Annotated in this window: 20 protein-coding genes; 12 read left to right on the top strand and 8 right to left on the bottom strand. The window is 60.6% G+C overall.

What is annotated here, in order from left to right:
- Positions 1 to 82 precede the first annotated feature (82 nt).
- Positions 83 to 2,185, bottom strand: coding sequence for a glycogen debranching protein GlgX (gene glgX / locus H1B37_RS22725; protein ID WP_182869085.1), 2,103 nt, complete (start codon positions 2,183 to 2,185; stop codon positions 83 to 85).
- Between the two features lie 495 nt (positions 2,186 to 2,680).
- Here glgX and purM point away from each other — a divergent pair, with 495 nt between their 5' ends.
- Positions 2,681 to 3,739, top strand: coding sequence for a phosphoribosylformylglycinamidine cyclo-ligase (gene purM, locus H1B37_RS22720; protein ID WP_182869083.1), 1,059 nt, complete (start codon positions 2,681 to 2,683; stop codon positions 3,737 to 3,739).
- A gap of 95 nt (positions 3,740 to 3,834) precedes the next feature.
- Here purM and H1B37_RS22715 read toward each other — a convergent pair whose 3' ends face one another.
- Entirely contained in the window at positions 3,835 to 4,251 is a 417-nt protein-coding gene (locus H1B37_RS22715) for an OsmC family protein (RefSeq protein ID WP_182869081.1), read from the bottom strand.
- A 565-nt stretch (positions 4,252 to 4,816) separates the two neighbouring features.
- Here H1B37_RS22715 and H1B37_RS22710 point away from each other — a divergent pair.
- Positions 4,817 to 5,056: a hypothetical protein gene (locus H1B37_RS22710; protein WP_182869079.1), complete on the top strand. Its 240-nt coding sequence runs from the start codon at positions 4,817 to 4,819 to the stop codon at positions 5,054 to 5,056.
- Between the two features lie 467 nt (positions 5,057 to 5,523).
- Here the strand turns inward: H1B37_RS22710 and H1B37_RS22705 are convergent, their stop codons facing one another.
- From H1B37_RS22705 to H1B37_RS22695, 3 genes are all read right to left on the bottom strand, one after another.
- Positions 5,524 to 6,384, bottom strand: a complete 861-nt coding sequence (locus tag H1B37_RS22705) for a DUF4349 domain-containing protein (protein WP_182869077.1) — start codon at positions 6,382 to 6,384, stop codon at positions 5,524 to 5,526.
- 139 nt (positions 6,385 to 6,523) lie between these two features.
- Positions 6,524 to 8,245, bottom strand: a complete 1,722-nt coding sequence (locus tag H1B37_RS22700; protein WP_182869075.1) for a Y-family DNA polymerase — start codon at positions 8,243 to 8,245, stop codon at positions 6,524 to 6,526.
- On the bottom strand, positions 8,151 to 8,996 hold the full coding sequence (locus tag H1B37_RS22695) for an ImuA family protein (RefSeq protein WP_182869073.1): 846 nt from the start codon (positions 8,994 to 8,996) through the stop codon (positions 8,151 to 8,153). The genes H1B37_RS22700 and H1B37_RS22695 overlap by 95 nt, the downstream gene beginning before the upstream one ends.
- Before the next feature lie 266 nt (positions 8,997 to 9,262).
- Here H1B37_RS22695 and H1B37_RS22690 point away from each other — a divergent pair, with 266 nt between their 5' ends.
- Positions 9,263 to 9,649, top strand: coding sequence for a lipopolysaccharide assembly protein LapA domain-containing protein (locus tag H1B37_RS22690; protein WP_182869071.1), 387 nt, complete (start codon positions 9,263 to 9,265; stop codon positions 9,647 to 9,649).
- A 90-nt stretch (positions 9,650 to 9,739) separates the two neighbouring features.
- On the opposite strand, the gene H1B37_RS22685 is transcribed toward H1B37_RS22690, so the two are convergent.
- Entirely contained in the window at positions 9,740 to 10,069 is a 330-nt protein-coding gene (locus H1B37_RS22685) for a hypothetical protein (RefSeq protein ID WP_182869069.1), read from the bottom strand.
- A gap of 200 nt (positions 10,070 to 10,269) precedes the next feature.
- On the opposite strand from H1B37_RS22685, the gene H1B37_RS22680 reads away from it, so the two are divergent.
- The 4 genes from H1B37_RS22680 (at position 10,270) to H1B37_RS22665 (ending at position 14,590) form a co-directional block, all read left to right on the top strand.
- Positions 10,270 to 10,683, top strand: a complete 414-nt coding sequence (locus H1B37_RS22680; RefSeq protein ID WP_182869067.1) for a hypothetical protein — start codon at positions 10,270 to 10,272, stop codon at positions 10,681 to 10,683.
- Positions 10,684 to 10,742: 59 nt separating this feature from the next.
- Positions 10,743 to 12,044 (top strand): PDZ domain-containing protein, encoded by a 1,302-nt coding sequence (locus H1B37_RS22675; protein ID WP_182869065.1) that lies wholly within the window; start codon positions 10,743 to 10,745, stop codon positions 12,042 to 12,044.
- A gap of 19 nt (positions 12,045 to 12,063) precedes the next feature.
- A complete protein-coding gene (gene mutY, locus H1B37_RS22670) occupies positions 12,064 to 13,212 on the top strand; it encodes an A/G-specific adenine glycosylase (protein WP_286178052.1) in 1,149 nt (382 codons plus the stop codon).
- 169 nt (positions 13,213 to 13,381) lie between these two features.
- Positions 13,382 to 14,590 carry a cytochrome-c peroxidase gene (locus tag H1B37_RS22665; protein ID WP_436298720.1) on the top strand — a complete coding sequence of 403 codons (1,209 nt, stop codon included), beginning with the start codon at positions 13,382 to 13,384 and terminating at the stop codon, positions 14,588 to 14,590.
- 374 nt (positions 14,591 to 14,964) lie between these two features.
- On the opposite strand, the gene H1B37_RS22660 is transcribed toward H1B37_RS22665, so the two are convergent.
- Together H1B37_RS22660 and H1B37_RS22655 are read right to left on the bottom strand one after the other, a co-directional pair.
- Positions 14,965 to 15,573: a hypothetical protein gene (locus H1B37_RS22660; RefSeq protein ID WP_286178050.1), complete on the bottom strand. Its 609-nt coding sequence runs from the start codon at positions 15,571 to 15,573 to the stop codon at positions 14,965 to 14,967.
- Between the two features lie 112 nt (positions 15,574 to 15,685).
- Positions 15,686 to 17,335: a sulfatase gene (locus tag H1B37_RS22655; protein ID WP_182869061.1), complete on the bottom strand. Its 1,650-nt coding sequence runs from the start codon at positions 17,333 to 17,335 to the stop codon at positions 15,686 to 15,688.
- A gap of 31 nt (positions 17,336 to 17,366) precedes the next feature.
- Here H1B37_RS22655 and H1B37_RS22650 point away from each other — a divergent pair, with 31 nt between their 5' ends.
- From H1B37_RS22650 to H1B37_RS22630, 5 genes are all read left to right on the top strand, one after another.
- A complete protein-coding gene (locus H1B37_RS22650) occupies positions 17,367 to 19,823 on the top strand; it encodes a serine/threonine-protein kinase (protein WP_182869059.1) in 2,457 nt (818 codons plus the stop codon).
- 9 nt (positions 19,824 to 19,832) lie between these two features.
- Complete coding sequence (locus tag H1B37_RS22645) at positions 19,833 to 21,959, top strand: hypothetical protein (protein ID WP_182869057.1); 2,127 nt, start codon at positions 19,833 to 19,835, stop codon at positions 21,957 to 21,959.
- Positions 21,952 to 23,805, top strand: a complete 1,854-nt coding sequence (locus H1B37_RS22640) for a ribosome biogenesis GTPase Der (protein ID WP_182869055.1) — start codon at positions 21,952 to 21,954, stop codon at positions 23,803 to 23,805. The genes H1B37_RS22645 and H1B37_RS22640 overlap by 8 nt, the downstream gene beginning before the upstream one ends.
- 216 nt (positions 23,806 to 24,021) lie before the next feature.
- Positions 24,022 to 24,750, top strand: coding sequence for a MotA/TolQ/ExbB proton channel family protein (locus tag H1B37_RS22635; protein WP_182869053.1), 729 nt, complete (start codon positions 24,022 to 24,024; stop codon positions 24,748 to 24,750).
- Between the two features lie 192 nt (positions 24,751 to 24,942).
- Entirely contained in the window at positions 24,943 to 26,724 is a 1,782-nt protein-coding gene (locus H1B37_RS22630; protein WP_182869051.1) for an ABC-F family ATP-binding cassette domain-containing protein, read from the top strand.
- The last annotated feature ends 85 nt before the right edge of the window (positions 26,725 to 26,809 follow it).

Raw genomic sequence — 26,809 nt, 5'->3', positions numbered from 1 at the left:
GATGCCGAGATCGGGCTTTCCAGAGTGTAACAAATCTGAGCAAGGTGAAGCGAGTGGCGGCGATTTTCGCCGCTTCGCGCCCCTACTTGCGACGCTTGGCGGATACCTTGCCGCTGACGAACACCTTCAGCGAGTGACAGGGCATGTCCACGGCCCGATTGCTCGGCGGCATCGGTCCGTTGAGTTCCGGATAGATGTCCTTGGGCGAATCGGCGGCGGTGTCCAGGAACAGGTTCCATTTCATGCCGCGGCCGACCGCCGGCAATTGTTGCGTGCGGTCTTCGCCGGTGCTGTTGAACATCATCACCAAGTCGCGTCCCAACCCGGCCGGGTCTTCGGCGCGGCTGGGGGCGGCGATGTAGGCGACCATGCTGAGGTGGTGTTGTCCCCAATCCAGCGGGCTGCCGTCGTCGGCGTACCAGGACACGTCGCGGATCAATCGGCCGTCGACCGGTTGGCCGGTCAAGAAATTGACGCGACGCACGGTCGGTTGCTGGCGTCGGAAATGGATCAGCGATTGCACGAACCGCAGCACATCCTTGTTCTTTTCGACCAATCGCCAATCGAACCAGCTGAGGTCGTTGTCTTGGCAGTAGGCGTTGTTGTTGCCGCGTGCGGTGCGGCGGACTTCGTCGCCGCTGACGATCATCGGGACGCCTTGGGAGAGCAACAACGTCGCCAGCATGTTGCGGATTTGACGTCCGCGGATGGTGTTGACGCCTTTTTTCCGGGTCGGGCCTTCGACGCCGTAGTTGTCGCTGATGTTGTGATTGTCGCCATCGCGGTTGTCTTCCCCGTTGGCCATGTTGTGCTTGTCTTTGTAGCTGACCAGGTCGTTGAGCGTGAAGCCGTCGTGGCTGGTGATGAAGTTGATGCTACAAAACGGAGGCCGTCCGGCGTGTTCGTACAAGTCGCTGCTGCCGGCCAGTCGGGTCGCCAGGGCGCCCAGCGTTCCGCCGTCGCCACGCCAGAATCCGCGGACGTCATCACGGTAGCGACCGTTCCATTCCGCCCAGCGGTGGTTGCCGAACGAACCGACTTGATACGCACCGGCGGCATCCCAGGCTTCGGCGATGATCTTGGTGTCGGCCAACAACGGGTCTTCGGCGATCAGTTCGACCATCGGCGGGTTGGGAACCAAGTTTCCGCCCCGGTCACGTGACAGAATACTGGCCAAGTCGAATCGGAATCCGTCAACGTGGTAGTTGTGCACCCAATGCCGCAGGCAGTGGAAAATCATCTCGCGGACGACCGGGTGGTTGCCGTTCAGGGTGTTGCCGCAACCGCTGTAGTTGGTGTAGTGCTCCCCTTCGCTCAGGATGTAATAAACTTGGTTCTCCAGCCCCTTGAACGACAGCGTCGGGCCTTGCTCGTTGCCTTCGCAGGTGTGGTTGAACACGACGTCCAGGATCACTTCGATCCCGGCCGCGTGCAACGCTTTGACCATCTGTTTGAATTCGTTGACTTGGGCGCCGGGGCGTTTGTCATGGGCGTATCCGCGGTGCGGCGAAAAGAACGCCATCGGGTCATAGCCCCAATAGTTGGGCCGCTGGGGCGGGTTGCCGTAGATGTCCAGGATCGGAAACTCGTTGACCGGCATCAGTTCGACGGCGGTCACCCCGAGCGATTGCAGGTAGGGGATCTTTTCGATCACACCCAGGTAGGTGCCGGGGCATTTGATTTTGGCGGTGCGGCTTTTGGTGAAACCACGCACGTGCATCTCGTAGATCACCGACTCGCTCAGGTCACGGCGGAGGTGCCGGTCGTCTTCCCAATCGAAGTCATCTTTGACGACGACGCACTTGGGCGGCCGGACGACGCCGTCAGTGCTGCGTCCGAAGGTGCCCGCGAGAGCTTGCGCGTAGGGATCGATCAAACGGGCGGCCGAGTCGAAACGCTGCCCCTTGGCCGGGTCCCAGGGCCCGCTGGCTTGGTAATGATACAGCTGGCCCGCTTCCAGCCCTTTGACGTTCAGACTCCAGACGTCACCCCAACGATCGGTCTCGCGGTCAAACTCGATGACGTCGGCCGGTTCCTGGTCGGTGACTTTATTGTAGAGCAGCAAACGCATTGCGGTTGCCGAGCGGCTGAACACCGAAAACTGGACGCCGTTCTCCTGCAACGTTGCACCGAACGGCGGCTGGTAGGTGAACTGAAGGTTTCCGGTCGGTTGTCGCATAAGCATGTTGTGAGTGTCTCCTGCAATCCTTTCTGAACGCGTCTGTGGGGTGAGCACACCATGTGCCACCTCCAATGCGCCTGCATCACGTGCCTGCACAATGCTTGCCAGAAACCCTACCACTTGCTGACCATGGGTCTGTCAGACACGGGGCGGAGATTGGAAAACAGGCAGGCCGACGGGCACGCGATGACGCCTAGCGATGGATTGCCGAAGAAGCCTCAGGAAACGGTTGGTGAAACACTGACGGTCGGACCTATCAGCCGGGAAATGGCCCCGACATCACTTAGTCAACCGGCACAGTTTACCGTTTTTCGGCGTTTTTGGCGGCCTCAATGACCGCCATCGCCGGCCCGCAAGGGTGGGTGGAACATCGCCGCGCACTACACCACGGATAATGGCGTTCTGATTGCCAGACGGCTACCAGAGCCGCCGCGGTGATGTCAAACTGGAGCCGCTGACCCGAATTTTCACTTTCAACCTGACTGCTGACCCCCAACCATGGCTGCGACATATAAGGACGCCGGCGTTGATCTGGACGTGTACGCCGAATCGATGCGGCGTTTGCCCAAACTGATGCATCGCACCTTCTCCCCACGCGTGCTGGCCAGCGATGGTGGGTTTGCGGGGCTGTTTCAACTCGATTTCGCCGGCAAACTGTTTGCCCGCAATTACGAACAGCCGGTGCTGGTCAGCGGCACCGACGGCGTGGGCACCAAACTGAAAATCGCCCAAACCACCGGCGTCCACCACACCGTCGGAATCGATTTGGTGGCCATGTGCGTCAACGACCTGCTCTGCACCGGCGCCGAACCGCTGTTCTTTCTGGACTACGTCGCGATGGGCAAAGACGACCCGAGTCGGCTGGAACGGATCGTCCAGGGAATCAGCGACGGATGTGTCGCCGGGGACATGGCACTGCTGGGCGGCGAAACCGCGATCATGCCCGACATGTACGGCGACGATGACTACGACCTGGCCGGTTTTGCCGTCGGAGTCGTCGAACGAAAACGGCTGATCGACGGCAAACAGATCGGCGAGGGCGACGTCGTGCTGGGGATCGCCTCGAGCGGCTTGCACAGCAACGGGTTTTCGCTGGTGCGAAAGATCATCGCCGATGCCGGGCTGACCTGGGATTCCACGCCCGAAGCCCTGGGCGGCAAAACGATCGCTCAAGAATGCCTGACGCCGACTCAAATCTATGTCGCCGCCGTCCGGGCCGTCCAAAACCATTACCGAGTCAAACAGGTCATCCACGGTCTGGCCCACATCACCGGCGGCGGGATCGAAGAGAACCTGGATCGGATCCTGCCCCCGGGCGTTGACGCCGAAATCGATCCGAACAGCTGGGAACCGCCCGCCGTGTTCCGATTCCTACAACAAACCGGCAACGTCGCCGATGCGGAAATGCGACGCGTCTTCAACATGGGCATCGGCATGGCCATGATCGTCAGTGATTTCTATGCCGCCAGCATCCAGTCCCGACTGGCCGACTTGGGGTTCCAAGCCACGCCGATCGGAAACATCACCTTCGGGACCGGCAAGGTCCGCTACGTCTAGCGGCCAAACGCAGCTTCGACGTAGCTACGCTCGCCAGAGCGTGGAAACCGAGGAAACCACCTTCTGGCGAAGGTAGCTACGTTGCGCCGGGGGATTCAAACGTAGACGAATTCGATCGGCGCATCGATGTCCGGATGAAGACTTTGGTGGACCGGGCACTTTCGCGCCGCCGATTCCAGCCGATCCCGCATCGATGCCTCGCTGACCGCGGCCGCAGCAATCGTCACCTCCGTCCGCAAACTTCCGATCCGACGGACCGGCTTCTGAATCATCTCCTTGACCACCCGTACCTCGGTCCCCTGGATGTCCAACTGGTGACGCTCGGCGACGAGCCCCAGGATGGTCAGCACACAGCTGCCCAGTGCGGTGGCGACCAGGTCCGTCGGGGAGAACGATTCTCCCTTGCCGCCGTTGTCCAGCGGTGCATCGGTGATCAAGGTCTTCTGACTCGGGCCATGCGTGGCCGTGCAACCGAGCTGGCCGGTGTAGACCGCATGAATTTCGACAGCCATCGATTTGCTTCCATTGTTGATTGAAAAAGGGGACTCAATCGGTTCGGTGGCCACCCTACACCACAAGCAGATCAATGCCCACCGATGGCAGCGCGAACCCACGGATAGGATGCGGTCGGCGGTCCTGGGTTCGCAGTGGCTCGAGAACACTTAAACGCCACGAATCGCCCCTCCCCTCGCTCCGCTCGCCACTCCCTGCCAGGGAGGGTCAATCCAGTCCGGTCATCAAGTGGCCGGTGAGCGTCGTGCGTCGGTAGGACGCACCGGGGGGGAACCGGTGAGAGCGTTCAACCGGTTCGAGAGACATGAAATTTTAAAAACTTTTTGGAAAACAAAACGTTTTTTCGAGCGTCTGATTAGCGTTAAGGGACGATTGCGGTAGATAGATCGACATTGCGCGTTTTTCACGAAATCAAAATGTTGACTCCGATTCGCCTCGACGTAGGTGTCTCCGCCTGATATTTCTGCGTCCCGGCAAAATTTCCAGTTTTGTTTGTCACTTCAACGGCAGAAGTCCGCTTGTTCGAGTAGCGAAATTCACTTCCGCCGCTTGGGAGATAGCCCGATGGCTACATCACAACTTTCTGATTCGCGTTTCACCCATCTGATTCAGCGAATCGACTCGGTTCTGTGTTCCCACCACGAACTCTGTGACCACTTGGCCAACCTTGAGATTTCGATGGAGGGGTCGCGAATCGTGCTTCGCGGGCAACTGCCGTCGGTCGCACTCAAGCAAGCGCTGGTGCCGGCGATTCGCCAAGCCGGCGTGCTCGGCCAAGTCTGCAATTGTGTGGAAATCGGCTGAGAGACGATTGGCGGAAGCCGCTCAAGCGTCGGCCCCGGTTTCGCTTCCTATTCAAATTTGTCGCCGCTCGGCCTGGCTTCAGCCGAAACAGGATGGGGCGTGAGAACGTGGGCGGACGGAGAATTGCAAATTGCAAATTGAACAATGCAAATTTGCAATTGGAAATGTTCATTTTGCAATTTGCAATCTGAACCGACCCTTGGGCTGACGTAGACGGCGAATCACGAAGCCGGAAGGTCGTGGCGAAACACCCCGGTCCAGCGCGAGCGAAGTCGATACGCAAGCACCGCGATCGGCAGCAGGATCACGATTCCGCTGGCTTCAGCCGAAACAGGATGGGGCGTGAGAACGTGGGCGGACGGAGAATTGCAAATTGCAAATTGAACAATGCAAATTTGCAATTGGAAATGTTCATTTTGCAATTTGCAATCTGAACCGACCCTTGGGCTGACGGAGACGACGAGGAATCACGAAGCCGGAAGGTCGTGGCGAAACACCCCGGTCCAGCGCGAGCGAAACCGATAGGCAAGCATCGCGACCGGCAGCAGGATCACGGTCCAGGGAGCCAGTGCAACTGCCAGGATCACCAGTCCGCTGGCCAAGCCGGTGATCGATCGGACCGATCCGCTCCAGGCAGCGGCGATGCGGTCGCCCAAGGTCGGCGCCGCCGGCGGTTGGTAGGTCGCTTCTTCGGTGATCCGCAGCGTCACGGTGGCCAGCGACGTCTGGTCGGCCAACACCCGCATCCGACCTTCCATCCGTTCGATCTCTTCCCGCACGCGCGATAGTTCTCGTTCGATCTCCATCAGGTCCGAGAGCTTTCCCGGGCGTTCTTCCAGCATCGCGACGATGCGTTCTTCCAGCTTGTGTTTGTTGCTGATGCGGGCTTCCAAATCGACGTAGGCTTCGGTGACATCGTCGGACGTCTCGCTGCGGGATCGGGCGAAACCGAGCGCATCCAATCCGGACAGAAAGGCGTCGTAGTTTTCCACCGGGACCCGAATCACCCAGGTGCCGCCACGGTGATCGCCGTGGCGACGATCGGTCTGACGCTCCGCGGCAAACCCGCCATGGGTGCTGATCACGGCGGGAATCTGACGCTCGAAGGCCGCGAAGTCTTCGACCACCAATTCGACTTCGGCCGAGTAGATGATCTTGCGTTTGGATGCCGATCGACCGGCCGTCTGGAGCCCTGGCACATCAGCTCCGGCGACCAATGCGACCGCAGGATTTTCCCCCGACGTCTGGATTTCGGCTCGATCGAGCACTTCGGCGATGCTTGTGCCTTCGGTTTGCTGGGCACACCCCAGCAGCGGGAGGCAGAACATGATGGCTGCCAGCAGGGTTTGCGATCTTGTTGGTCTAACCACGTCTCGGTCCTCGTCGGGGCGATTCGGCAATGCACTGCCGATCAGACGAGCCTGGTCCCCGTGGGGATTTAGGTTTTTGAGAAGGAGCACCGAGAAATCAGACAAAACGCCCGTGCAAAAACCAGTCCCCGGTCCTTAACGCTCGAAACACCCACCAAACCTTGCCGGTTTCCGTTTCGACGCGGTAATAATCGCGGCGGATCGTGGGGCCATCCCACCAGCCGGTTTCGATCCGTTCGGGCCCCCAGGATTGGGCGACTCGGTGCAGCTGACCTTCGACGCGCAAGGCCGGTAGCTCGTGAGAGGATTGGGCGGCGTCGGGGGACGTCGCGGCCACGACGGTCAAGGGAATGGGTTTGCGCAACAGTTGCATCGGGCGGCGGCGGGCGTCGTCATGCCGGGGGGCGTGAGAGCCGGAACGGTGGCGGGCGGTCGATGACGGTGCGGCCTGTTTGGCCGGCAAACGTTGTAGCGCTTGGCGGGTGCGGTGGTCGGTCAGCGAATAGGTCCGAAAGGCCTTCTCCGGCAACGGGTTTTCGCTCAACCGGACCCCCAAAACCGCCTCACGTCCCAGTCGACCGGTCAGGGTGTCGACCAGTCGAGCCAGGGAGCGATCGGAGACCGAGTCGTTGTCCAGTGCAAAGGCATCCTCGGCGAACAAGGTGCTTTGCTGGGTTCTAAGCGGGCCGCTGCTGAGCACCGACAAGGTGATCTTGGTGATCGGTGCTTGGATCCGCAACGCTTCCAAGCTGGCATGAATCAGACCGTGCAGGTGCTCGGCGTCTTGCGTCGGTGCGAACATGCCGATCACCGTGGTCAGTGGCGCGCGTTCGACCAGTTCCAATCGGCAAGCCACGCGCAGCGCCCCGCGTTGGGCGGTCGCCAGACTGGCCACGATGTCCTCGGTCAATCGCCCCACGCGATCCATCAGAATCTCTCGATCCTCGGTCGGATACTCCAGGTCGTGGGTGCTGTGGTGTTGTTGTTCGGCATGATGGATTTCCAGCGGCACCTCGACTTCGCCCAACACCTCGGCGATGCGTTTGACGATGCCGTCGCCCAAGCGTCGGGCCAGTCCGCCGCGTGGCAGTCGCAGCAGTTGTCCGACGGTTTCGATCCCCAACCGGTCCAGCGTGTGTTTGGTTTCCGTTTCGATCCGTAGCGCATTGACCGACAGGTCCCGTAAATCATCCGCACCGCGATCGGAGATGTAGGTGTCGCGGGGGTGGTAATGGGCCAGCGCCCATGCGGCGGCGGCATGATCGGCGATCGCCAATTTGCCGACCAATCCGAATTCGGCCAACGTGCGACGGGTCGCCTCCAGGATTCCGGCTTCGTCATCAAACAGATGCGTCACGCCGGACAGGTCGCAGAACAAGGTGTCGCTTTCAAGCAAGATCTGTCCGGCCCACGGTCGTTTGCCCAGCGATTCGATCGCGACCAGGGGACTGATCCGGTGTTGCAGTGCATCGGCAATTCGGTCCAGTGCGATCGAATCGGCGATCGAGTCATGCTCGATGCTGATCGGTGTCACACCGGAGGCACCGGCAAGCTCCGTCGCCTGGGCGATCGCGATCCCGGGGCGAACGCCCAGCGGTCGCGCCGCGGCGCAACAGGCGACGACCATCCGGCCGCGGCGATGATCGTTTTTCCAAAGGATCAGCGGTCGGGAGTTTGGCGGCGCGGTGGATGGCGACTCTGCGTGCGGGCGGTCCGATCGATCGCTAGGAAGCGGTTCGGGCGTCTGGTCGCGATGCCACTCGCTTTGCAATCGCTGGATGGGCCAGTTGCGAAGCCAGATGCTCAGCAGCCGTTTCATGCCGTGGGGTCTGTGGGGCGGTGGTGGAAAGCGGACGGAGTGTTGCGGCGTCGGTGATCTGCAGGTCGAGTTGCTTGCCGGCGACACCGCCACGGACGCGATCGAGTGTGACCGAGAGGACTTCGAAACCGCGCGAACGGTTCATCGGCCGACGCTTCGACGCACGTTGCGCTGTGTTGTGCTGCGCTGTGTTGTGCTGCGCTGTGTTGTGCTTCGTTGCGTCACGCGGTTGCTGCGACACGTAAAACTGGACTTCGGCGAAGCTGGGTTTTCCACGCGCGGCAAATCCACGCACGAACAAGCCCGGGGTTCGACCGGCTTCGGCTGCCAGTTGCAAACGTCTGGCGTCGCGATCGTCGATTTGCATGGGCAGGCTGGCCCAGACCGCCGCGGCGGCCCCCGATCGCAGCGATTGGTCGATCGCCCAAAGCGCGTCGGCCCCACTCCGCGGCCGCAGCAAGATCATGCGTTGATGCGGCACGCCCAAAGCGACCGCCGCCGGTGGATAAAATGTGCCGCTGCAATCGACGATCACCAGCGGTCGCGCGGGGATTTGACGCAATCGGCTGGCGGCGGCCGACATCGCCAACGATCCGGCGGCGACACCGTCGTGGGCGGCAATCCATTCGGTCAGCGTGGACGGGTGCAAACCGCCGATCGGCAACCAACGGTCCAACGATTCGCAGCCGGTCGAAAACCCAATCCCGTCGTCCTGTCGCGCCGTACTGAGACAACCGACCTTGGCTCGCAAGGATTTCAGGATCGAGTCGCGATCGGGGGGGCATGCAGCGTCCGGGCATGCCCCAGCCTCCTGGGCCCGTCGGCTGGTCCTAGACGACTGATGACCGTTTGAGATCCGCCGGCGGGATGCCGTGGGACGTGCAGCAGCGGGCGGTTTGACCGCCGGGGGCTCCATGAAGGAAAAAAATTGCTGCTGATTGGCCATGTCGATTCATCCCGAACGAAATGGATACAGGGAAAGAAAGTTGCGGCCCGCATCCAACGCCAGCATAACTAATGCTAGCATTTCGGGCTCGATTTTTAACGGCGGCCGTTTCGCACCCCGGCGGGTGGTTCGGCACGCTCAATGCGTTGGCGATTCACTGGACGTTTGGTACATCACGGGACATGGGGAACATGGCGCGAATTCGATGGTTTTTGATCATTTCCGGCGTGTTGGTGCTGATGATCTTTTCGCTTTCCAACACCCAGCGCGTGTTGCTGCGGATGCCGTTGGTGTTTCACGTCGAAGTCCCGTTGGCGATGTTGTTGGCGATTTCGGGGCTGATCGGATTTATGGTCGGCGCCCTGTGGACGGCTTGGATGCTGCATCGAAAAAAGGAGCGGTTGGGCAAGCCGGACAAAAAAGACGGCCAGGACGGCGGGTCGGTTGGCGGCGGTTGAGAGGTCCGTGAGAGGACTTCGCATCGCTCCCTTGCTCACCCTCATTATTCCTGCCGTCCCACTCCTGACTCTTACCTGACCGTTCCCCCTTCACTTTCCCCGCCGGGCGGCCATTTGTTGGCGTCGTTGGGCGACCAGTTGGTAGCGGAGCAGGACCAGGCGTGCCAAATCGCCCATGCGGTGCAGGCCGTCGTCGGCGGAGTCGGCGACCGCGGTTCCGGCGGTGCGGGGACGAGTGACTGCAGGGTTGGCGGCAACCGGGCTGGCAGCCGCTGGACTGGCAGCCGCTGGACTGGCAGCCAGGGGAGCCGGATTGGGGGCCACAGCGATATTGGGGGCCACAGCGATATTGGGGGCCACAGCGACATTGGGGGCCACAGCGACATTGGGGGCCAGCGAGCAGGTGTCGAAAAGCATCATTTGGGTCATGGCAATAGGCTCCGGCGAATCAGTCCAAACACGTGCCGAATGAGCGATGTCTCATTCGTTGGCTGAATCATCGAGAGCGTCATGACACGTCCGGTCACGCCCGAGTCGACTCTGTGCGAATCGACAAGAATCGTCTAGAATCGGGGGACTGAAACAATCATTTACCCCCCATCTGAGAAGGCTTGATCAGCATGGCAGCCGCCGACGACGAAATCGATTTCAAAATTTCACCGGACGACCAGGACGAACACAGTTTTGTCTCCATCTGGAACATCGCTTCGGCGACCTGTGACGGCCAGCTGGCCGAGACCCGTGCCTTGGCATCCAAGCTGTTGAATTTCCTGTGCAAGCGTGATTGCGACTTCGTCGTTTGCAGCTCGGCCAACATCGAGTACCTGGACGAAAAATTCGAATCCGACAACAAGATCCTGTACGACTGGAAACCCGAAAGCGAGCATGTCGACATCATCGCCCAGCACGCCGAGGTGCCCGGCAAGGCGTTCATGTCGTTCTTGAAGACGCACAAGTTCAACCCCGAGACGAAGTACAACCCGCGTCGTGCGGACCGCGTCGAGTGGTTCAACGAACGCTGGTGCATCGGCTAACGGTGGGGGATCTGGTCATTGACGCTCGCATGGACTTTCGGCGCACGGACTTTCGGCGCATGGGCTCTCGGCGTAACCATCGACGTCGGCTCCGCGTCGCCGCAGTGGTGTGCGTCGTCGCTTTGGTGGCCGCGGCGTCATTGATCGGCGCGGCCAACCCAGTGGCCGCACAGCTTCCCACCGAGCAGCTTCCCACCGAGCAGCTTCCCACCGAGCAGGCTTCTCCGCCGCAGTCTGCGACCGACTCGGTCGACCATCCATCGACCGAGTCGCCTTCGCCCCCACTCCCGACGGCCCCACCCCCGCGAACTCGCTCTGGCGAGCGAACGCTCCAGTACTGGGCCAGCCAGCTGTCCCATGAACGCTATTTGCGTCGCCAATCGGCGCGGCGGCACCTGATCGATGGCGGTTTGGAATCGATTCCCGTCCTTCGCGACATGCTGGATGCCGGCGATTTGGAAACGGTTGAAAACGTCATTTCGATCTTGGCCAAGGTCGCCGAAGACGAACCGCCGTGGCAAAAGGACGGGGCGCTTGCGACGTTGGAATCGATCGCCGAGACCAGTTTCGGCACCAAAGCCACCTTGGCCCAATCGACGCTGCAATCGTTCGCCGAGACGCGCGGCCGCGAAGCCAGAGTTCAGCTGGCCGACGCCGGCATCTTTGTCGGCACCGAAACCGTCGCGCTGGCCTCGCGCAGCAGCCCCCGCGAAATCGTTCGAATCGACTCCCAATTCAACGGTGATCGCGACGTCCTGGCGTGGCTGCGTTGGATCCGCGAGATCGATTTTGTGGTCATCGAATCGACCGAGGCGACGGAGGATATTTTGGCCGCGGTGATGAAAATGCCCGACTTGGCGACCTTGGTGATCGTTGATTGCCAGCTCACGTCGGAGGCCGTCCGGGCGATGCAAAAACGGGCCCGGTTGGAGACGATCGAACTGCGCTACGTCCGCTTGAACGAAGACCTGTTGACCGAACTCCGCCAGGTGCGATTGCGCGACGCACTTCATCTGATGGGGACGGGGGTTTCCGAACAGCGGGTCGAACGCTTGCGGGTCGAAATGCCGGGATTGGAAATCACACTTCGCCGCGGCGGGTTCTTGGGTGTGATGTGCCAAACAACATTGCAAGACACTTGCGAAGTCAGCCAAGTCACACCGGGCAGCGGTGCGGCAGACGCCGGGTTGCAGGCCGGCGACGTGGTCATCCGAATCGACGACGTCAAAATCACTCGATTCGATGATCTGCAACGGCAGATCAACACGCACATCCCCGGCGACGAAATCGCCATCCGCTACCGTCGTGGCGAAGCTGTTTTCGACACGACCGCGACGCTGAAGAAACAACGCACTCCCTGACGTCATTCGATCGCGAACCTTGCCGACTGAAACCCCGCCACATCACGACGATTGGCAACGGACGCGCTGGCGAAGCGAGCTGCGACGTAAACTGCTGGATTGGTTCTCCACGCACGCGCGCGAGCTGCCGTGGCGCAGCGATCCGACGCCTTATCACGTCTGGGTCAGCGAGATCATGCTGCAACAGACCCAGGTGGCGACGGTGCTGCCGTACTATCAACGTTGGATGGAATCCTTTCCCACGATCGCCGAGTTGGCCGCCGCGGAAGAATCCGAGTTGATGCGGCACTGGGAAGGTCTAGGTTATTACCGCCGTGTGCGTTCGATGCACGCGGCGGCAAAAAAGATCATGGCCGATCATGACGGCCGATTCCCCTTGGACTATGACCAAGTCCTGGCGCTGCCGGGCGTGGGACGTTATACCGCCGGAGCGGTGTTGTCGATTTCCTCCGACGCCAAACTGCCGGTGTTGGAGGGCAACACGCAACGCGTTTACAGCCGCTGGATCGCGCTGCGTGCCTCGCCCACCGAAAACGCCGGTAACAAACTGCTGTGGGAATTCGCGACGCGGATGTTGCCGCGCCGCGGCAGTGGTCAATTCAACCAGGCGGCGATGGAACTCGGCGCACTGGTCTGTCTGCCCAAGCAACCCAAGTGTGATCAATGTCCGGTGCAGAATCATTGCCGGGCCGCCGAGCTGCAATTGCAGTCCGAGATTCCGGGAAAAATCAAGCGGATCAAATACGAAGACCGAACGGAATTCGCGTTGATCCTGTCTCGCCGGTCGCGCGGCACGACACAGTACTTGGCTCGGCCCTTGCCCGACGGCGGGCGCTGGGCGGGTTTATGGGATTTTCCCCGCTGTACCCACGCGACGACCGAATCCGTCGACGCGGCCGCCGATTGGCTGTCCGATCAATTGGGCGCGAAAATTGCCCCCGGAGTTCGTCTGCAGACGCTTCGTCACGCGGTGACCAAGTTTCGCATTTCGCTGCACGTCCACCAGGCGTCGTTTGCGTCCGCCGCCGGTGTGGCCAAGCGGAAGCCGCCGGAGCCGTGGCAATGGGTCTCACTTGACCAGATCCGCACACTGCCGTTGAGTGTTACGGGGCGAAAAATTGCCAAATTCCTGGTCGATGACCCACAACCCATTTTGCCGCTTCGTTAAAGTTGATTCTGTGGCGTAGGCTTCCACAAAATCGAACACGAACGAACATCAAGTTACCTCCTGCCCATCCCCCCCTCGAGAGCCCACCCTCACCATGCCCAAACAGAAACGATTCTTGTTAAGAACGCTTTTTTCGTTGGCCCCGCTGTGTCTGGCCGCAACCGGAACGCTGTCGAACGCCGCTGCCGATGCGACGGAGGCATCCGGCTCGGCAACTCCATCGGCCACGGTCACTCTCGGCGACGATCACTCGCTGCTGACCGGAATCCCCGGCAGTGGCAAGCTGACGTTGGAAGAGGTCAAGAACTGGCTGAGCCGGCCGGAGCAACACGTCGAATTGACGGTCACGTTGCCCAAGGGGCTCGATGCCGCCAAAGGCAACCTGTTCATTCCCGATGACAATCCGATCACGCGGGCGAAGATCGAATTGGGACGACAGCTCTACTTCGATCCCCGGCTTTCCAGCGACAGCACAATCTCGTGCGCTTCGTGCCATGACCCCGCGCAAGGTTACGGCGCTCAAACCCAATTCGGTGTGGGTGTGCGTGGACAAGAAGGCGGTCGCAACTCACCGGTCGCTTACAACCGCATCGTCAGCAACGCGCAGTTCTGGGATGGGCGTGCGGCCACGCTGGAAGATCAAGCGGTCGGCCCGATCGCCAACCCGATCGAGATGGGCAACAGCCACGAATCCTGTGTCGCCGATCTGGCGGCCAACCCGATCTATAAACTGCAATTTGAAAAGGTATTCGGCGACGGGGTCACGATCGAAAATGTCGGCAAAGCGATCGCGACCTTCGAACGCGCCCTGGTGACCGGGCCGGCACCCTACGATTTCCAAAACGATCTGGACACGTTTGAAAAAGTGTTCGCCGACGACTTGGAGTATTTGGACGAAGAGCCGGAGTTGAAAGAAAAGTACGATGCACTGAAAGCCGCCATCGCCGCCAATCCGATGAGCGAATCGGCCAAACGTGGCATGAAATTGTTCGCCGGAAAAGCAAACTGTGCGACCTGCCACGCCGGAGCCAATTTCACTGACGAGCAGTACCATAACTTGGGTGTCGGCATGGAAGCGGATGATCCCGACCTGGGACGCTATGAAGTCACGAAGCAGGAAAAGGACAAGGGAGCCTTCAAGACACCGACGCTGCGCAACATCGCGTTGTCAGCACCGTACATGCACGACGGCAGCCAACAGACGCTTGCCGAAGTCGTCGACTGGTACGACAAGGGCGGGCACAAGAACCCGTGGTTAAGCGACAAGATGAAGGTGTTGAATCTGACCGATCAAGAGAAAGCCGATCTGGTCGCGTTCATGAAGGAAGGGCTGACCGGTTCGTTCCCGAAAATTCAAACCGGCCGATTGCCCGAGTAGGGAGACGCTCCTCTAGCGAGAGTTCGATGTAGCTACGCTCGCCAGAGCGTAGTGCACCGTGGAACCACCTTCTAGCGAAGGTCGCTACATTTGATCCGCGATTCGCGACGTTCCAAGGCTCCCTCTTGGAACGTTGGTGCAGGAGTGGCTTCTGTTACACACGCCGCATTCACCCCGAGGCGGCGTCTGGGGAAATTTCCATCGCCTCGCTCGGGGCGTGATCGTAGAAGTGACGGATTTGATCGTAGCGGAAGTCGCGAAAACTTTTGCGGCACGGGCCCTCTCTGGCGTTCGCTTGCTGCGCAAACGCCGTCTCTCCCAAGGGAGAGAATCTGAATTGATTGCCAAAACGGCAGCAATGCTCCGGTTTCAATTCACCAGGTCAGCAAACCGCCGGAATTGTCGTCTTCTTCCCAGTGGCGTCGGACTTCGCGCAGGCCATAGGCACACATTTCAAAGTGTTCGCTCATGCGGTGGATCAATTCCGACGATGGGCGATCGGCACCGCCGTCGATCTCCGCGGCGATCGCGTAGGCGCGTTTGCCTTGGCGGCAGTAATCGATCAATTGGTCCGGTGTGTTATCGCGGTTTTTCTTCGCCGCCAAGCTTTCCGGGTACATCCCCGACCAGAACAGGGTGAAGTCACCGACGTGTCGATAGACTTCACGTTTGGCCAAACCGATTCGGCGTTCGGCTTCACAGATCATTTGCACGACGTGCTTGGTTCGCATGCCGTCGCTTTGCCGCAACCAGTACAGAGAATCGACGCGGACAAACCGCAGCATCAGATCACTGACGTAATCGACCAGTTGGACGTCGGCCACGCCGAGTTTGGTGTGAAAGATGAACTCGCTGATCCCGCGAAAGAATCGCTCGATGGTCGATCCGTGGAGTTCACCGCCGAGTTCATCGCCACGGGGATGGTCCCCGTGGCGTTCCCCATTGCCGGGACTGTCAGCCCCGTGACCGGAATGTGACGTCATAATCAATCTCCCGAAATAGAACAGTGCGAAGGACCCGTTTTCGCGATGTCGTCTTTCGACAGCTAGCGGCAATGCGTCAATGCCGTCAAGACTGATTTAGCATAGTCAAAAATCAGTCCTTCGCACGCAGACTTCCCCACCAATCCGGATTTGGTTGCCAATCGGCCTCCAGAATCCGAGAATGGAAATCCTCCAACCGCTGTTTCATTTTCGTCTGTTTCTCCAGGTAATAGCGCTGGGTGGTTTCGGGATCATAGCGCGGATCCGGTTGGGGGCGTTTGGCCCCGACGTCATTCAACCAAGTGTCCAGTTGCTGCCACATCGCCGCGGCGCGTGCCGGTTGGGTACGCGACACATCGCTTTGTTCGCCAGGGTCGGTGGCCAAGTGGTACAGTTCGTTGCGTCCGTCTTCGTAATAATGAATCAGTTTCCAATCGTCCTGACGGATGATCGCATGTGGTTCTCCGCCTTGATTGCCGTAGTGGGGGTAGTGCCAATACAGCGGTCGGTCGGGGAGGGTTCCTCCGGTCAACAACGGTTTTAAACTGACGCCGTCTTGGTGCTGCGTCGGTCGCAGCGGCAATCCGCACAGATCCAACAGCGTGGGGTACAGGTCCGCGCCGGTGACCGGCGTTTCGTCAGACGATCCGGCGGGAACCAACGCCGGGTAGCGGATGTAAAACGGTTCGCGAATTCCGCCTTCCCACTGCCGTCCCTTGCCGCCGCGGAGGGGCAGGTTGGAAGTGCAGAACGCATCCCCCGAGGAAACGCCGCCGTTGTCACTGGTGAAGACGACGATCGTGTTGTCGGTCAATCCGTTGGCGTCGAGGGCATCGAGGACCATCCCGACGGCGTCATCGACCGTTTCCACCATGCCGGCATAGACCGGGTGGTCTTGGACCTGTCGCACCGGCAACGTCCGGTCGACGCGAAAGCGTTGTTGCCCCTCGGGTAACGGCGGGGCGAGTTTGCGGTATTTCTCCCACAGGGTTTTTCGCGTCTGCACGGGGCCGTGAACGCTGTAGAACGACAACATCGCAAAGAACGGATCGCTCTTGTGATCGTTGATGTAACGGACCGTTTCCTGCGCCAAACGGATCGGCAATGATTCACCGTCGGGACCGCTCTCGAGTACCGGATTGGTGTAGGGAGCGAAGTAGCCGCCCGGCGGGCTTCCCTTGTCGTGTCCCCCTTTGTTGACCTGATAACCATGGTCGGTCGGCCAAGAACCCTTGTCTCCCAGGTGCCACTTGCCGGCAAAAAACGTGGCGTACCCTCCGTCGCGCAACGCCTCGGCGATCGTCACCTGGTCGTGCGGCAACGCATGCACGTACTCGGCCGGCAGCAAGCGGTCGGGACGTTTCCAATCGAGTCCCGTCTTGGCACCGATCCAGTCGGTGATGCCGTTGCGGGCGGGAAACGTCCCCAGCTGGATGCTTGCCCGCGAGGGACTGCACACACAGCACGTGGCGTAGCCGTTACTAAATCGCATCCCTTGCTTTGCGATGCTGTCGATCCGCGGCGATCGATAGTACGTGCTGCCTTCACCGGACAGGTCGATCGCCCCCATGTCGTCCATCAGGATCAAGACGACGTTGGGACGTTGGGGGGCGGGTTGTGGGACGTTCGTTTCCTGGGCGGACGTGTGTTGTGTCAAGCCAAGGCCTTGAAGAACCACGACGGCCGTCAGGAGAGTGGTGATCGCTGCTGCGAGTGATTTTCCGGGATGGACGCGACCGGTCAAGTCAAGCTGATCTGTCATGGACGTGGTGGGGAATCGTGGGGAGTGGAGCTTGAAGATCATCGTAGCGGAACTCGCCAAGAGTTTCGTTCTCGATGGCGTGCCGAAAGCCTTGGCGGCTTCCGCTACCGGATGGATTGCCATTGTAGCCGAACTCGCCAAGCGTTTCGTCCTCGGCGGGAGCGTGCCGAAAGCCTTGGCGGCTTCCGCTACCGTGACGGCTCGCGCGGTTGCCGCGTCTTCGTATACTGTGACGATGGCCCGAGACGACACCAGCCGCAATCCGCCGACGCGTTCGCAGTGGAAAACACTCGACGGGGCCCCGCGCGCGCCGCGGGGGCTGGGGCAATCGACGATCCTGAGCGTGGTTCGTCAAACGCCTGTCGGACCGTTTTCGCCACTGATCGCCTCGCTCGTCGTTGCCGTGTTGTTGGGCGTGACGCTGTACGTCGGTTGGTTGGTGCGTGAGAGTGTGCGGGGCAGCATTCGCAATTCGCTTGAAACCGTGTTGGCGGCCAACATCAACGCGCTGCAGTTGTGGCTGGCCGATCAGCGGGAAACGGCCAAGCAGTATGCCGCCGATGAAAGTTTGAGTACGATCGCGATCGGGATCTTGGAACGGGATCCGAACCTGACCGATCCGATGCCACCGCACCAAACCGAGTCCTTGCGGGATCTGACGGTACGATTGAGCAACGCCGGTTACTTGGGTTGGGCGATCATCGATCCGTTGGGCGGAGTACTGGATTCAAGTGATGATCGATTCAATGGCAGCGCGATTCCGTTTGGTAAAGAACTGATTGAGCGATTGACGTCCGGAAAGGCCTCCGTGACACGCCCTTTCGAAATCGCGGCACGTCAGGTCGGCAACGAGGAAAACGGTGCGGAGACGATCGCGGTCATGTGTGCGATCGCTCCGCTGCAGCACGACCTTCGGGCCAGCGGTTTTTTGGCGTTGATGATCGATCCGTCCAAGCAGTTCAGCAAGATCTTGTCGGTCGCTCAAATGGGCAGCAGCGGCGAGACGTATGCCTTTGATCGCCACGCGGTGATGATCTCCAGCAGCCGATTCGAAACACAGTTGTCCCAGGTGGGGCTGCTGGCGCCCGGGGAAACCAGTCCGCTGAAGATTCACGTCCGCGATCCCGGCGTCAACCTTCTCAGGCAGGTCGATGTGTCGGGCCAGCCGACGACGTGGCCGATGACGCTGATGGCCGACAACGCGACGCGAGGCGGCACCGGATCGAACGTCGTCGGGTACAACGGCTATCGGGGCGTCCCCGTGGTCGGCGCGTGGACATGGCTGTCGGAATACGATTTCGGCATCGCCAGCGAGCTGGATGTCGACGAAGCGTTTGCGTCGCTGCAAATCCTTCGCAATTCCTTCCTCGCGTTGTTTTGTGCCGCGCTCGTCGCCGCGGCGGTTCTGTTGGCACTTGCCTGGATCACACGCCCGCGGGAGATCAACGCCCGGCGTGTCGAAGCACTTAAACGACGCCTCGGACAATACGATTTGCATCAGCGGATCGGACGCGGCGGGATGGGTACGGTCTATCTGGGCACCCACGGATTGTTGGAACGCAAGGTCGCCATCAAAGTGCTCGAAAACGCCGATGCGACCGAGCGATCGCTGGCGCGGTTCCAACGCGAAGTCCAGCTATCGGCACGGTTGATGCATCCCAACACCGTCGAAATCTACGACTTCGGCCGCACTGACGACGGCACCTTTTTTTATGTGATGGAGTATGTCGAAGGGATCTCGCTGGAACAGCTGGTCGATTACTACGGGCGCCAACCGGCCGAGCGTGTGATTTATCTGTTGTTGCAGATCTGCGGTTCGATCTCCGAAGCCCACTTGGCGGGGATGATTCACCGAGACATCAAACCGGCCAACATCCTGTTGACCTCGCGGAGCGGCATCCATGACTTGATCAAGGTGTTGGACTTCGGATTGGCCAAACAGATCGATCATGATTCGGTCCAGTTGACGCGCGTCGATTCGCTGACCGGAACGCCGCTGTTCATGTCGCCCGAATCGATTCGCGATGCGGCCTCGGCCGACGTCCTGAGCGACATCTATTCGATCGGAGCGGTCGGCTACACGCTGCTGTGCGGCTCGGCACCGTTGGACGGCGAATCGGCGACCGACATCTGCGCCAAAAAGCTGCACCAGGAGCCGGAACCACCGGAGCGACGTGTCGGCGTCCCGCTGGCCAAGGACCTTCAAAAGATCTTGCTGCGGTGCCTGCATTTGGATCCGAAAAAACGGCCCCAGTCGGCACAGCTATTGGCCGGCGAGCTGTTCGCCTGTGCCGACAGTCCCCATTGGACGCAAGCGGACGCTGCTTTATGGTGGCGCGAGATCTTCGACGGGCCATATCTGGACGATTTTGAGCTCAGCGAAGAGAATCCATCGGCCGACGGCACCCAAGGTGACACTGCCGTGAACGAAAAACGTCCAGCGGCCAGTCCAGGGGCCGGTCCACTGGCTCAATCAACGGCGAACTGAACACCGGATATGTTTGGTCACAAACGACGAAAATCCCCGCCCCAGGTCGACTGGCCACGGCTGAAAGCGTTACTCGAAGACGATGATCGTCGGGCCGCCGTCGAGCGTCTTTACCCCGAACCGGGAAACGAAAGTTTCTTGTCCGCGCTGCGTCGCATCGAGCCGAAGTTGGCCGGCGATGTGATTTCGCTGGGCCGTCAGGTGTTTCACGGAGCCCGTTTGGCCGAGTACCCGACCTTGGCCATCGCCGGGATGCTCAACAGCGGAAAAACCAGCCTGGTCGCCGCCTTGCTCAGCCGGCACGGGCGTCGTCGAACGTTGCGTGGGGTCGCCAACCGTCAAGGCACCCACCGGTTCGTCCTCTGGCTGCCTCAAAAATGGCGCGACGAACCCGACCTGTGGCAGTTATTGCTGGATGATTTCGGCGACGCCGTCGGACACCCGCCCGAGTTGTTGGCGGAAATGCCCGAAGAGGCGCACGAGCAATACAACAATCGCAGCGGCGGCGTCGACGCGCTGGGCGTTCCCCTGGTCGCGACCGATCCGGCGTTGGATGATCTGGGGATCGGGTTGCTGGATTGCCCCGACATCGTGTCCGATGAAGTGTTTGGTGTCGGTTCGCCCGAGCGGAGGCGTGAATTGCTGGGCAAGGCATCGACGTTCTGCAGCGCGTTTCTGGTCGTTTCCACCCCCAGCATGGCCCGCGATCGCTCGCTCGGGGACATCTTGCAAACGATCTCGGATCTGATGCCCGGGATTCCACGTTTGTTGGCCGTCAACAAGATCCGTCCCGGCCAAACGCCCGAAGACGTACTGGAATCGTTTGAGCCCCAGGCCAGCAAGTTCGGTGTTGAGCGCGTCTACGGGGCGTACGATTTCGAATTGCCCAAGAGTGAACCGTTCATTCCAAAGTCGGCCAAGGACGGAGACAAGGAGTTCGTGATCGAGAACAACGACGAAGATCCGCTGCCGATCTTTTTTTCACTCTCGCCGCAAGCCGACGAAAACCCGCCCGCGGAAATCGGTTGTGACCGGTTGTTGACCCATCTGACACGTGAACTTGATCGCCCCGAATCGTCAGACCGATTTTTGTTGGGACGCCATGCCGCACTGCGTCGCGCGGTCTGGAACCTCGGGTTGCCGGCGGTCGAAGACGATGCCGAGAAGTCGCTGCGGTTGACCCGGCGGGCGAGACAAACACTGTTGGACACAACGATCAACCTGTTTACCAAGCAGACGACCGGCGGGGCGATCACCGAGGTTCGGATGCACCAAAGCGAACGCATCGTGCGTCAATTGGCCGACGCGTTTTGTGACGCCGCCCCCTGGTATGCCCGCTGGGGCGTGCGGATCAACACGTTCATTCAAGGCCGCACCAAAGCAGCGACCGACTTGTTCAAACAGTACGTGCCGACCGCGATGGCGGAACGGTACGCCGAATCGATCAAGGAGAAATTCAAGGCGAAAAAAGTCGGCCAGCTGGTCAGCCCCGAAGAACTGGATGTCTCGCTGCGCCGTTTCGGCGCCGCATTGACCCTGCCCCACTGGTTCGACGGCCAGAACGATCCGATCGACGCTTCGGCGTGGAACCAAGCGATGCACGAGGTCTTGCGTAGCTTTGATGAAAACGATCGCGTCGTGTTCGACAGTGAACAGTTGCGCGACGTGGCCGAAGAGATGTGGCGGCACATCCCACGCCACAAAAAGTTGGCTTTCGGGCTGACGCCCCTGGCGGCGTTGCTGGCCGCGTTCGGCAGTGTCCTGATGTTGCCGGTCGATTTCGGAGCGACCGTGCTGGTGGCCAACGCGTCGGTCGTCGAATTGTTGGCCGCCGCCGGGCTGACCGCCTTTTCTGCTTACTGGGCCGGCGGGAAAACCGCCCAGGCGCTCAGCACGCAAGCCGCCGTCGAACAGATGTCGATGTTCTATGTCTTGCTGTGTCACCAAATCGGCATCGATCCCGGCTCGCCGTTGCCGTCGATCCGCATCAAGCAATCCAACGTGCTGTTCCCCACGCCGAATGTCAAAGTCGCCTCCGACGGCCGGGCAAGGGCGACGCTCGCGGTCTATCGTATGAACAACGCCTTTCGTCAAGAATTAAACGGGATCCTGCCCCGCGAGTCCAAACATGCATGAATCTTCTGAAGCATCCGTGACCCCGGACGACGAATTTTTGACTCGGGTTCGTCGCGCCGGGGCTTCCGTCTTGGGCGACAGTGAAACGGGGCGGGCCGTCCGAGCCCTGTGCGATGAACACGCCCGGGCGCGGCGATTGATTTCACAAGATCGCGCCGCCGGTGCCCTGGTCTTGGCGGTCGTCGGCGCGACCGGGCAAGGCAAGTCTTGGTTGATCCGTCAATTGGTTCGCCGTTCGCCGGCGGCTGTGTCGATCCGCAGCGGCAACAATGCCGACCAGGCGACCGAGGATCTGGTTTGGGTCGGCCCGCACCCGCCGGTCGATTTGGACCCGCGATTTGAACGGTTCATTCGAGTTTCCACCGCCGACATGGAACCGATCGGCACACCGTACATGTTGGTTGACGCACCTGGGGCGACCGACAATCGACCGGGGATCGCCGACGTCGCCCGACGGGCGCTCTCGCTGGCCTCGGCCATCGTCCTGGTCGTCCGCCGCGATCAGATCCGAGGGCAGACGCCATCAGCACTTGCCGTGGCGAGCGAAGGCACGATCGTCATTCCCGTGATCAACACGATCGGCGCCGACGATGCGGCCTTGCATGCCGACATCGATGCCTTCCTGGCAAACCTGCGCTCCGCGGCGCCCGAAAGCATCATCGCCCGACCGATCCAGGTCAACGATTTTGAACTCAGCGGCCAAGACGAAGAACCAATCGGCGCCCAAGCCGCCGGCGACCTGCTCCGCCAATTGCAAATCGAGTTGGAAAACAACCCCGACAGCGATCGGCGCAAATCGACGCGACTGGCTGCACTGGACGGTCGTTTCCGATCCGCATTGAGCGCGTTGTTGGCCGACGAGTTGCCGGGGCTGACCCGCGCGGTCGGTCGCTTGAATGACGAGGCGACGAAGCTGCCCGGCGAAGTCGCACAAACGCTCGTCGGCCCCGACGGCCCGATGCAGGCCGCGGTGCGCAGTCGTTTGCGTTTGAAACTGTTGACGTCGACCGGTGCGATCTGGTTTCCCTATCGGTCCATCCTGGGCGTGTTGAATTTGACCCACGGCGCCTGGGATCGCGTGCTGTTGTCGTTGTCCGGTTCGCTGCCGTCGCTGGTCAGCACGATCTGGACCTCGACGCGAAGTTTGACCTCCGAGCGCAACGCCAACGACGAAGTCCGCGACGGGTTGCAGCGTCGCAGCGCCGCCGCGGTGACCGATCGACTGGGCCCGCTGGCGGCGCAGTTTCGCGAAGAGTTGGCGCTGCTGCAGCGTCACGATCAGGAAGCCGGCGCGGAATCGCTTGCCGCGGGCGATTGGCGTGTTTCGTCGCGCTCGGAAACACAACACGTCGCCTCGCTGGCCGGCATCGACGCGCTCCAGGAACGGTCTCAAAAGATTTTCGAAGACGCGGTCGAAGAGAATGCGGTCGCATCGTCAACCGCCACCGCTTTGGCCATCATCGGAACATTGATCTTTTGGGCGTTGATGGCCGGCCCGTTCGTGGCGCTCTACGGTGAATACTTGAAAGCCAGTTACGAGACGTTGATGCACGTTTCGGCGTCCGACGCTTCGGGAACGCAACACCCGCTAGAACATTTTCCCAAGCCCGAGTTCGCGATGGTGATCACCAGTTTGGTGCTGTCGCTGTTGCCCACCGCGATCTTTGCGATGATCGCACTCTCCAGTGCCCAGTCCAACGGTCGCACCGGGCGCGCCCAGCAGGCCATTCGCCGCGGCCACGAGGATGCGATCGCCCGATTGCAGCAGGACCGAGTGCTGCGTCTCCGCTGGGACGACCCGCTGTTGACCGACGCGGAATTCTTAGTCTCCGCCGGCCGGTGTTAACCTGGGCGGAGAGTTAGGAAGATTTGGGGGTGGGGAAATTGTCCAGCCCGAATGGATGGTGCCTCTCACCATTTTCTTACCCTCACCATTTTCTTACCCCCGAAATCTTCCTACCTGCTGTCCTTAACGGCAGTTGCGTGGCTGCTACACTGGCGGTTCGCCTACACTGGGGCTTCCCCTGTCACCGCTTCTTCAACACTCATCCACCGCCAAACCATGCCGCAAGGATTGCCCGTCTCGTTTGATGTGTTGCTTGCCCAAGGCGATGTCGACGCGGCGGCCGAGGGCGCAGGCTTGCTGGACATCGTGCTCAGCGGGGGCATCGTCGGCGCCGTCATCCTAGTCGTTCTGCTCTCACTCAGCTTCCTCGCGGCCTACCTGGTGTTTGACCAAATCATGACGCTTCGTCGTGGCGAGGTCTTGCCGGAAGGGTTGAGTGAAACGGTGCGGCAAGCGTTGCTGACCGGCCGGCTGCCCGAAGCTGATGCGGCTTGTCGGCGTGAACCGAGCGTGTTGAGCGTGGTGTTGCTGTCGGGGATCGCGGAAGTCGACTACGGCTGGCAGGGCGTGGAAAAAGCCGTCGAAGATGCACTGGCCGAACAGTCGGCGCGGATGATGCGGCGGATCGAGTACCTGAGTGTGATCGGCAACATCGCCCCGATGGTCGGATTGCTGGGAACCGTGACCGGGATGATTTTCGCTTTCCAGCAAGTTGCCACGACGCGCGGCGCGGCCGGCGCCGGGGACTTGGCCGAAGGGATCTACCAGGCGCTGGTCACGACGGTCGGCGGCCTGGTGGTCGCGATCCCCGCGTTGGCGGCTTATGCGGTCAGCCGCAACCGCGTGGACACCCTGATCGCGGACGTCGCGTTCCAGGTCCAACATGCCCTCGCCCCGATCAAGCGCCGCCCCGCCAAATCCGTCGCGGCCCCCAAACGGTCGTGACGCCCCAATGCCAGCGGGAAGCGTGAGCGAGCGGCCGGTGATCACCCCCGTTGCGACACATGCCCCTCGCTAACGCCACGGGCTGGCATTTGATCCTGGCGCGTCGCTGACGGCAGTCGACGATTCCGCCTCGGCTTGGTACCCTCAACGGCGTTTCGTTCACGCCCCCTTACCCCCCGTTTGTCTGCCGGTATGGCCGTATTGATCCAAGTCCGAAACGCCCACAAGCGATTCGGCGACCAAGTCCTGCTCGATGGTGCCGACGTATCCTTGGTCGATGACGTGAAAGTCGGCTTTATCGGCCGCAACGGTGCCGGGAAAAGTACGTTCTTGCGAGCGCTCCTGGGCGACGAGGAACTTGAACAGGGCGAGGTCATCCACCATCCCTCGCTGCGGATCGGTTACCTCCGCCAGCACGACCCGTTTCAACCGGGCGAGTCGGCGTTGGACTTCTTGATGCGGGAAAGTTGCCAGCCGGATTGGCGGTGCGGCGAAGTCGCCGGCCAATTCGAACTCAAGGGGGACTACCTCAATGGTCCGGTGAAATCGCTTTCCGGGGGCTGGCAGACGCGGGTCAAATTGGCGGCGTTGCTGTTGAACGACCCCAACCTGTTGATGCTGGACGAGCCGACCAACTTCCTGGACCTGCGAACCCAGATTCTGTTGGAGCACTTTCTACGGACGTTCAACAAAGCGGCCTTGATCGTCAGCCACGACCGAGCGTTTTTGAAAGCGACCTGCTCGCAAACGTTGGAGCTTTCGCGCGGCAAGCTGACAATGTACCCCGGCAAGATCGACCGGTTTTTGGAGTTCCGCGAAGAACGTCGTGAGCACGATCGCCGCGTCAACGCAACCGTCATCGCCAAACAAAAACAGCTGCAACGGTTCATCGAAAAGAACCGGGCCAACGCGTCCACCGCCAGCCAGGCGCGCAGCAAGGCCAAGCAGTTGGAACGCTTGCAGACCAGCGAAGTGGAAGTCGACGAGCCGACCGTACACATCCGTGCCCCACGCGTCAATCCGCGCCAGGGCACGGTGATGCGAACCGAAGAGCTTGCGATCGGTTACCCGGGCCACACCGTCGCCGAGAACATTTCGCTGGAAATCGAACACGGCCAGCGGGCTGCGATCGTCGGCGATAATGGCCAAGGGAAAACGACGCTGTTGCGGACGCTGGTCGATTCACTCGAACCGATCAACGGGACGATTAAATGGGGCCACGCGACCGAGCTGGGCACGTATGCCCAACACGTCTACACCAGCCTGGATGATCGGCGGACCGTGCTGGAACACCTGGAATACGAGTCCAATGCGGACACGACGCGTCAGGATTGTTTGGCGATGGCCGGCGCGTTGCTGTTTCGCGATTCCCACATCAACAAGAAAATCAAAGTGCTTTCCGGAGGCGAACGCGCCCGGTTGTGCATGGCCGGGTTGTTGCTCGGCACGGCCAACGTGCTCGTCTTGGACGAACCCGGAAACCACTTGGACGTCGAAACGGTCGAAGCCCTGGCCGATGCCCTGATCGATTACCAAGGCACCGTGATCTTCACCTCGCACGACCGGCACTTCATGCAACGCGTCGCGACCAACGTGATCGAAGTCCGCGACGGAACGGTCAAGAATTACTTCGGCAACTACGAATCCTATTTGCAAAGTGTGGAAAGCGAAGTCGATGCGGGAGAACGCGAACGCGATCGGGCCGCCGGAAAATCCACTCCGCCGCCAGCGAACAAAACCGCTGGCGCCGACGATTATCGAGCCGCCCAGCGGCAATCGCGAAAGACCGAAAAGGAAATCAAGAACCTGGAAAAGAAGATCGCCCAGTTGGACGACGAAAAGAAATCCATCAACGAGAAACTGTTGACCGAAACCGACCCCGACGAAGCCGTGCGATTGCACGACCAGCTGACCGAAATCGGCAACGAACTCGAACAGGCCGAAGAACGCTGGATGGAGTTGAGTGATTTCTAGTACGTCGCGTCACGACATCGTAGCTACGCTCGCCAGAGCGTGGAAAGCACCGCCCCACCTTCTGGCGAAGGTAGCTACGCTTGCC

It is taken from the genome of Stieleria mannarensis (genome assembly GCF_014154935.1).
Classification (GTDB): Bacteria; Planctomycetota; Planctomycetia; order Pirellulales; family Pirellulaceae; genus Stieleria; species Stieleria mannarensis.
Note: the sequence above shows the minus strand (reverse complement) of the source record. Positions and strands in the feature narration are given on the sequence as shown.

Bases quoted from the DNA above. Each gene is read 5' to 3' on its own strand.
- glgX (WP_182869085.1), bottom strand. From the start codon at position 2,185: ATGCTTATGCGACAACCGACCGGAAACCTTCAGTTCACCTACCAGCCG.
- purM (WP_182869083.1), top strand. From the start codon at position 2,681: ATGGCTGCGACATATAAGGACGCCGGCGTTGATCTGGACGTGTACGCC.
- H1B37_RS22715 (WP_182869081.1), bottom strand. From the start codon at position 4,251: ATGGCTGTCGAAATTCATGCGGTCTACACCGGCCAGCTCGGTTGCACG.
- H1B37_RS22710 (WP_182869079.1), top strand. From the start codon at position 4,817: ATGGCTACATCACAACTTTCTGATTCGCGTTTCACCCATCTGATTCAG.
- H1B37_RS22705 (WP_182869077.1), bottom strand. From the start codon at position 6,384: ATGTTCTGCCTCCCGCTGCTGGGGTGTGCCCAGCAAACCGAAGGCACA.
- H1B37_RS22700 (WP_182869075.1), bottom strand. From the start codon at position 8,245: ATGAAACGGCTGCTGAGCATCTGGCTTCGCAACTGGCCCATCCAGCGA.
- H1B37_RS22690 (WP_182869071.1), top strand. From the start codon at position 9,263: ATGCTAGCATTTCGGGCTCGATTTTTAACGGCGGCCGTTTCGCACCCC.
- H1B37_RS22685 (WP_182869069.1), bottom strand. From the start codon at position 10,069: ATGATGCTTTTCGACACCTGCTCGCTGGCCCCCAATGTCGCTGTGGCC.
- H1B37_RS22680 (WP_182869067.1), top strand. From the start codon at position 10,270: ATGGCAGCCGCCGACGACGAAATCGATTTCAAAATTTCACCGGACGAC.
- H1B37_RS22675 (WP_182869065.1), top strand. From the start codon at position 10,743: ATGGGCTCTCGGCGTAACCATCGACGTCGGCTCCGCGTCGCCGCAGTG.
- H1B37_RS22660 (WP_286178050.1), bottom strand. From the start codon at position 15,573: ATGACGTCACATTCCGGTCACGGGGCTGACAGTCCCGGCAATGGGGAA.
- H1B37_RS22655 (WP_182869061.1), bottom strand. From the start codon at position 17,335: ATGACAGATCAGCTTGACTTGACCGGTCGCGTCCATCCCGGAAAATCA.
- H1B37_RS22645 (WP_182869057.1), top strand. From the start codon at position 19,833: ATGTTTGGTCACAAACGACGAAAATCCCCGCCCCAGGTCGACTGGCCA.
- H1B37_RS22640 (WP_182869055.1), top strand. From the start codon at position 21,952: ATGCATGAATCTTCTGAAGCATCCGTGACCCCGGACGACGAATTTTTG.
- H1B37_RS22635 (WP_182869053.1), top strand. From the start codon at position 24,022: ATGCCGCAAGGATTGCCCGTCTCGTTTGATGTGTTGCTTGCCCAAGGC.
- H1B37_RS22630 (WP_182869051.1), top strand. From the start codon at position 24,943: ATGGCCGTATTGATCCAAGTCCGAAACGCCCACAAGCGATTCGGCGAC.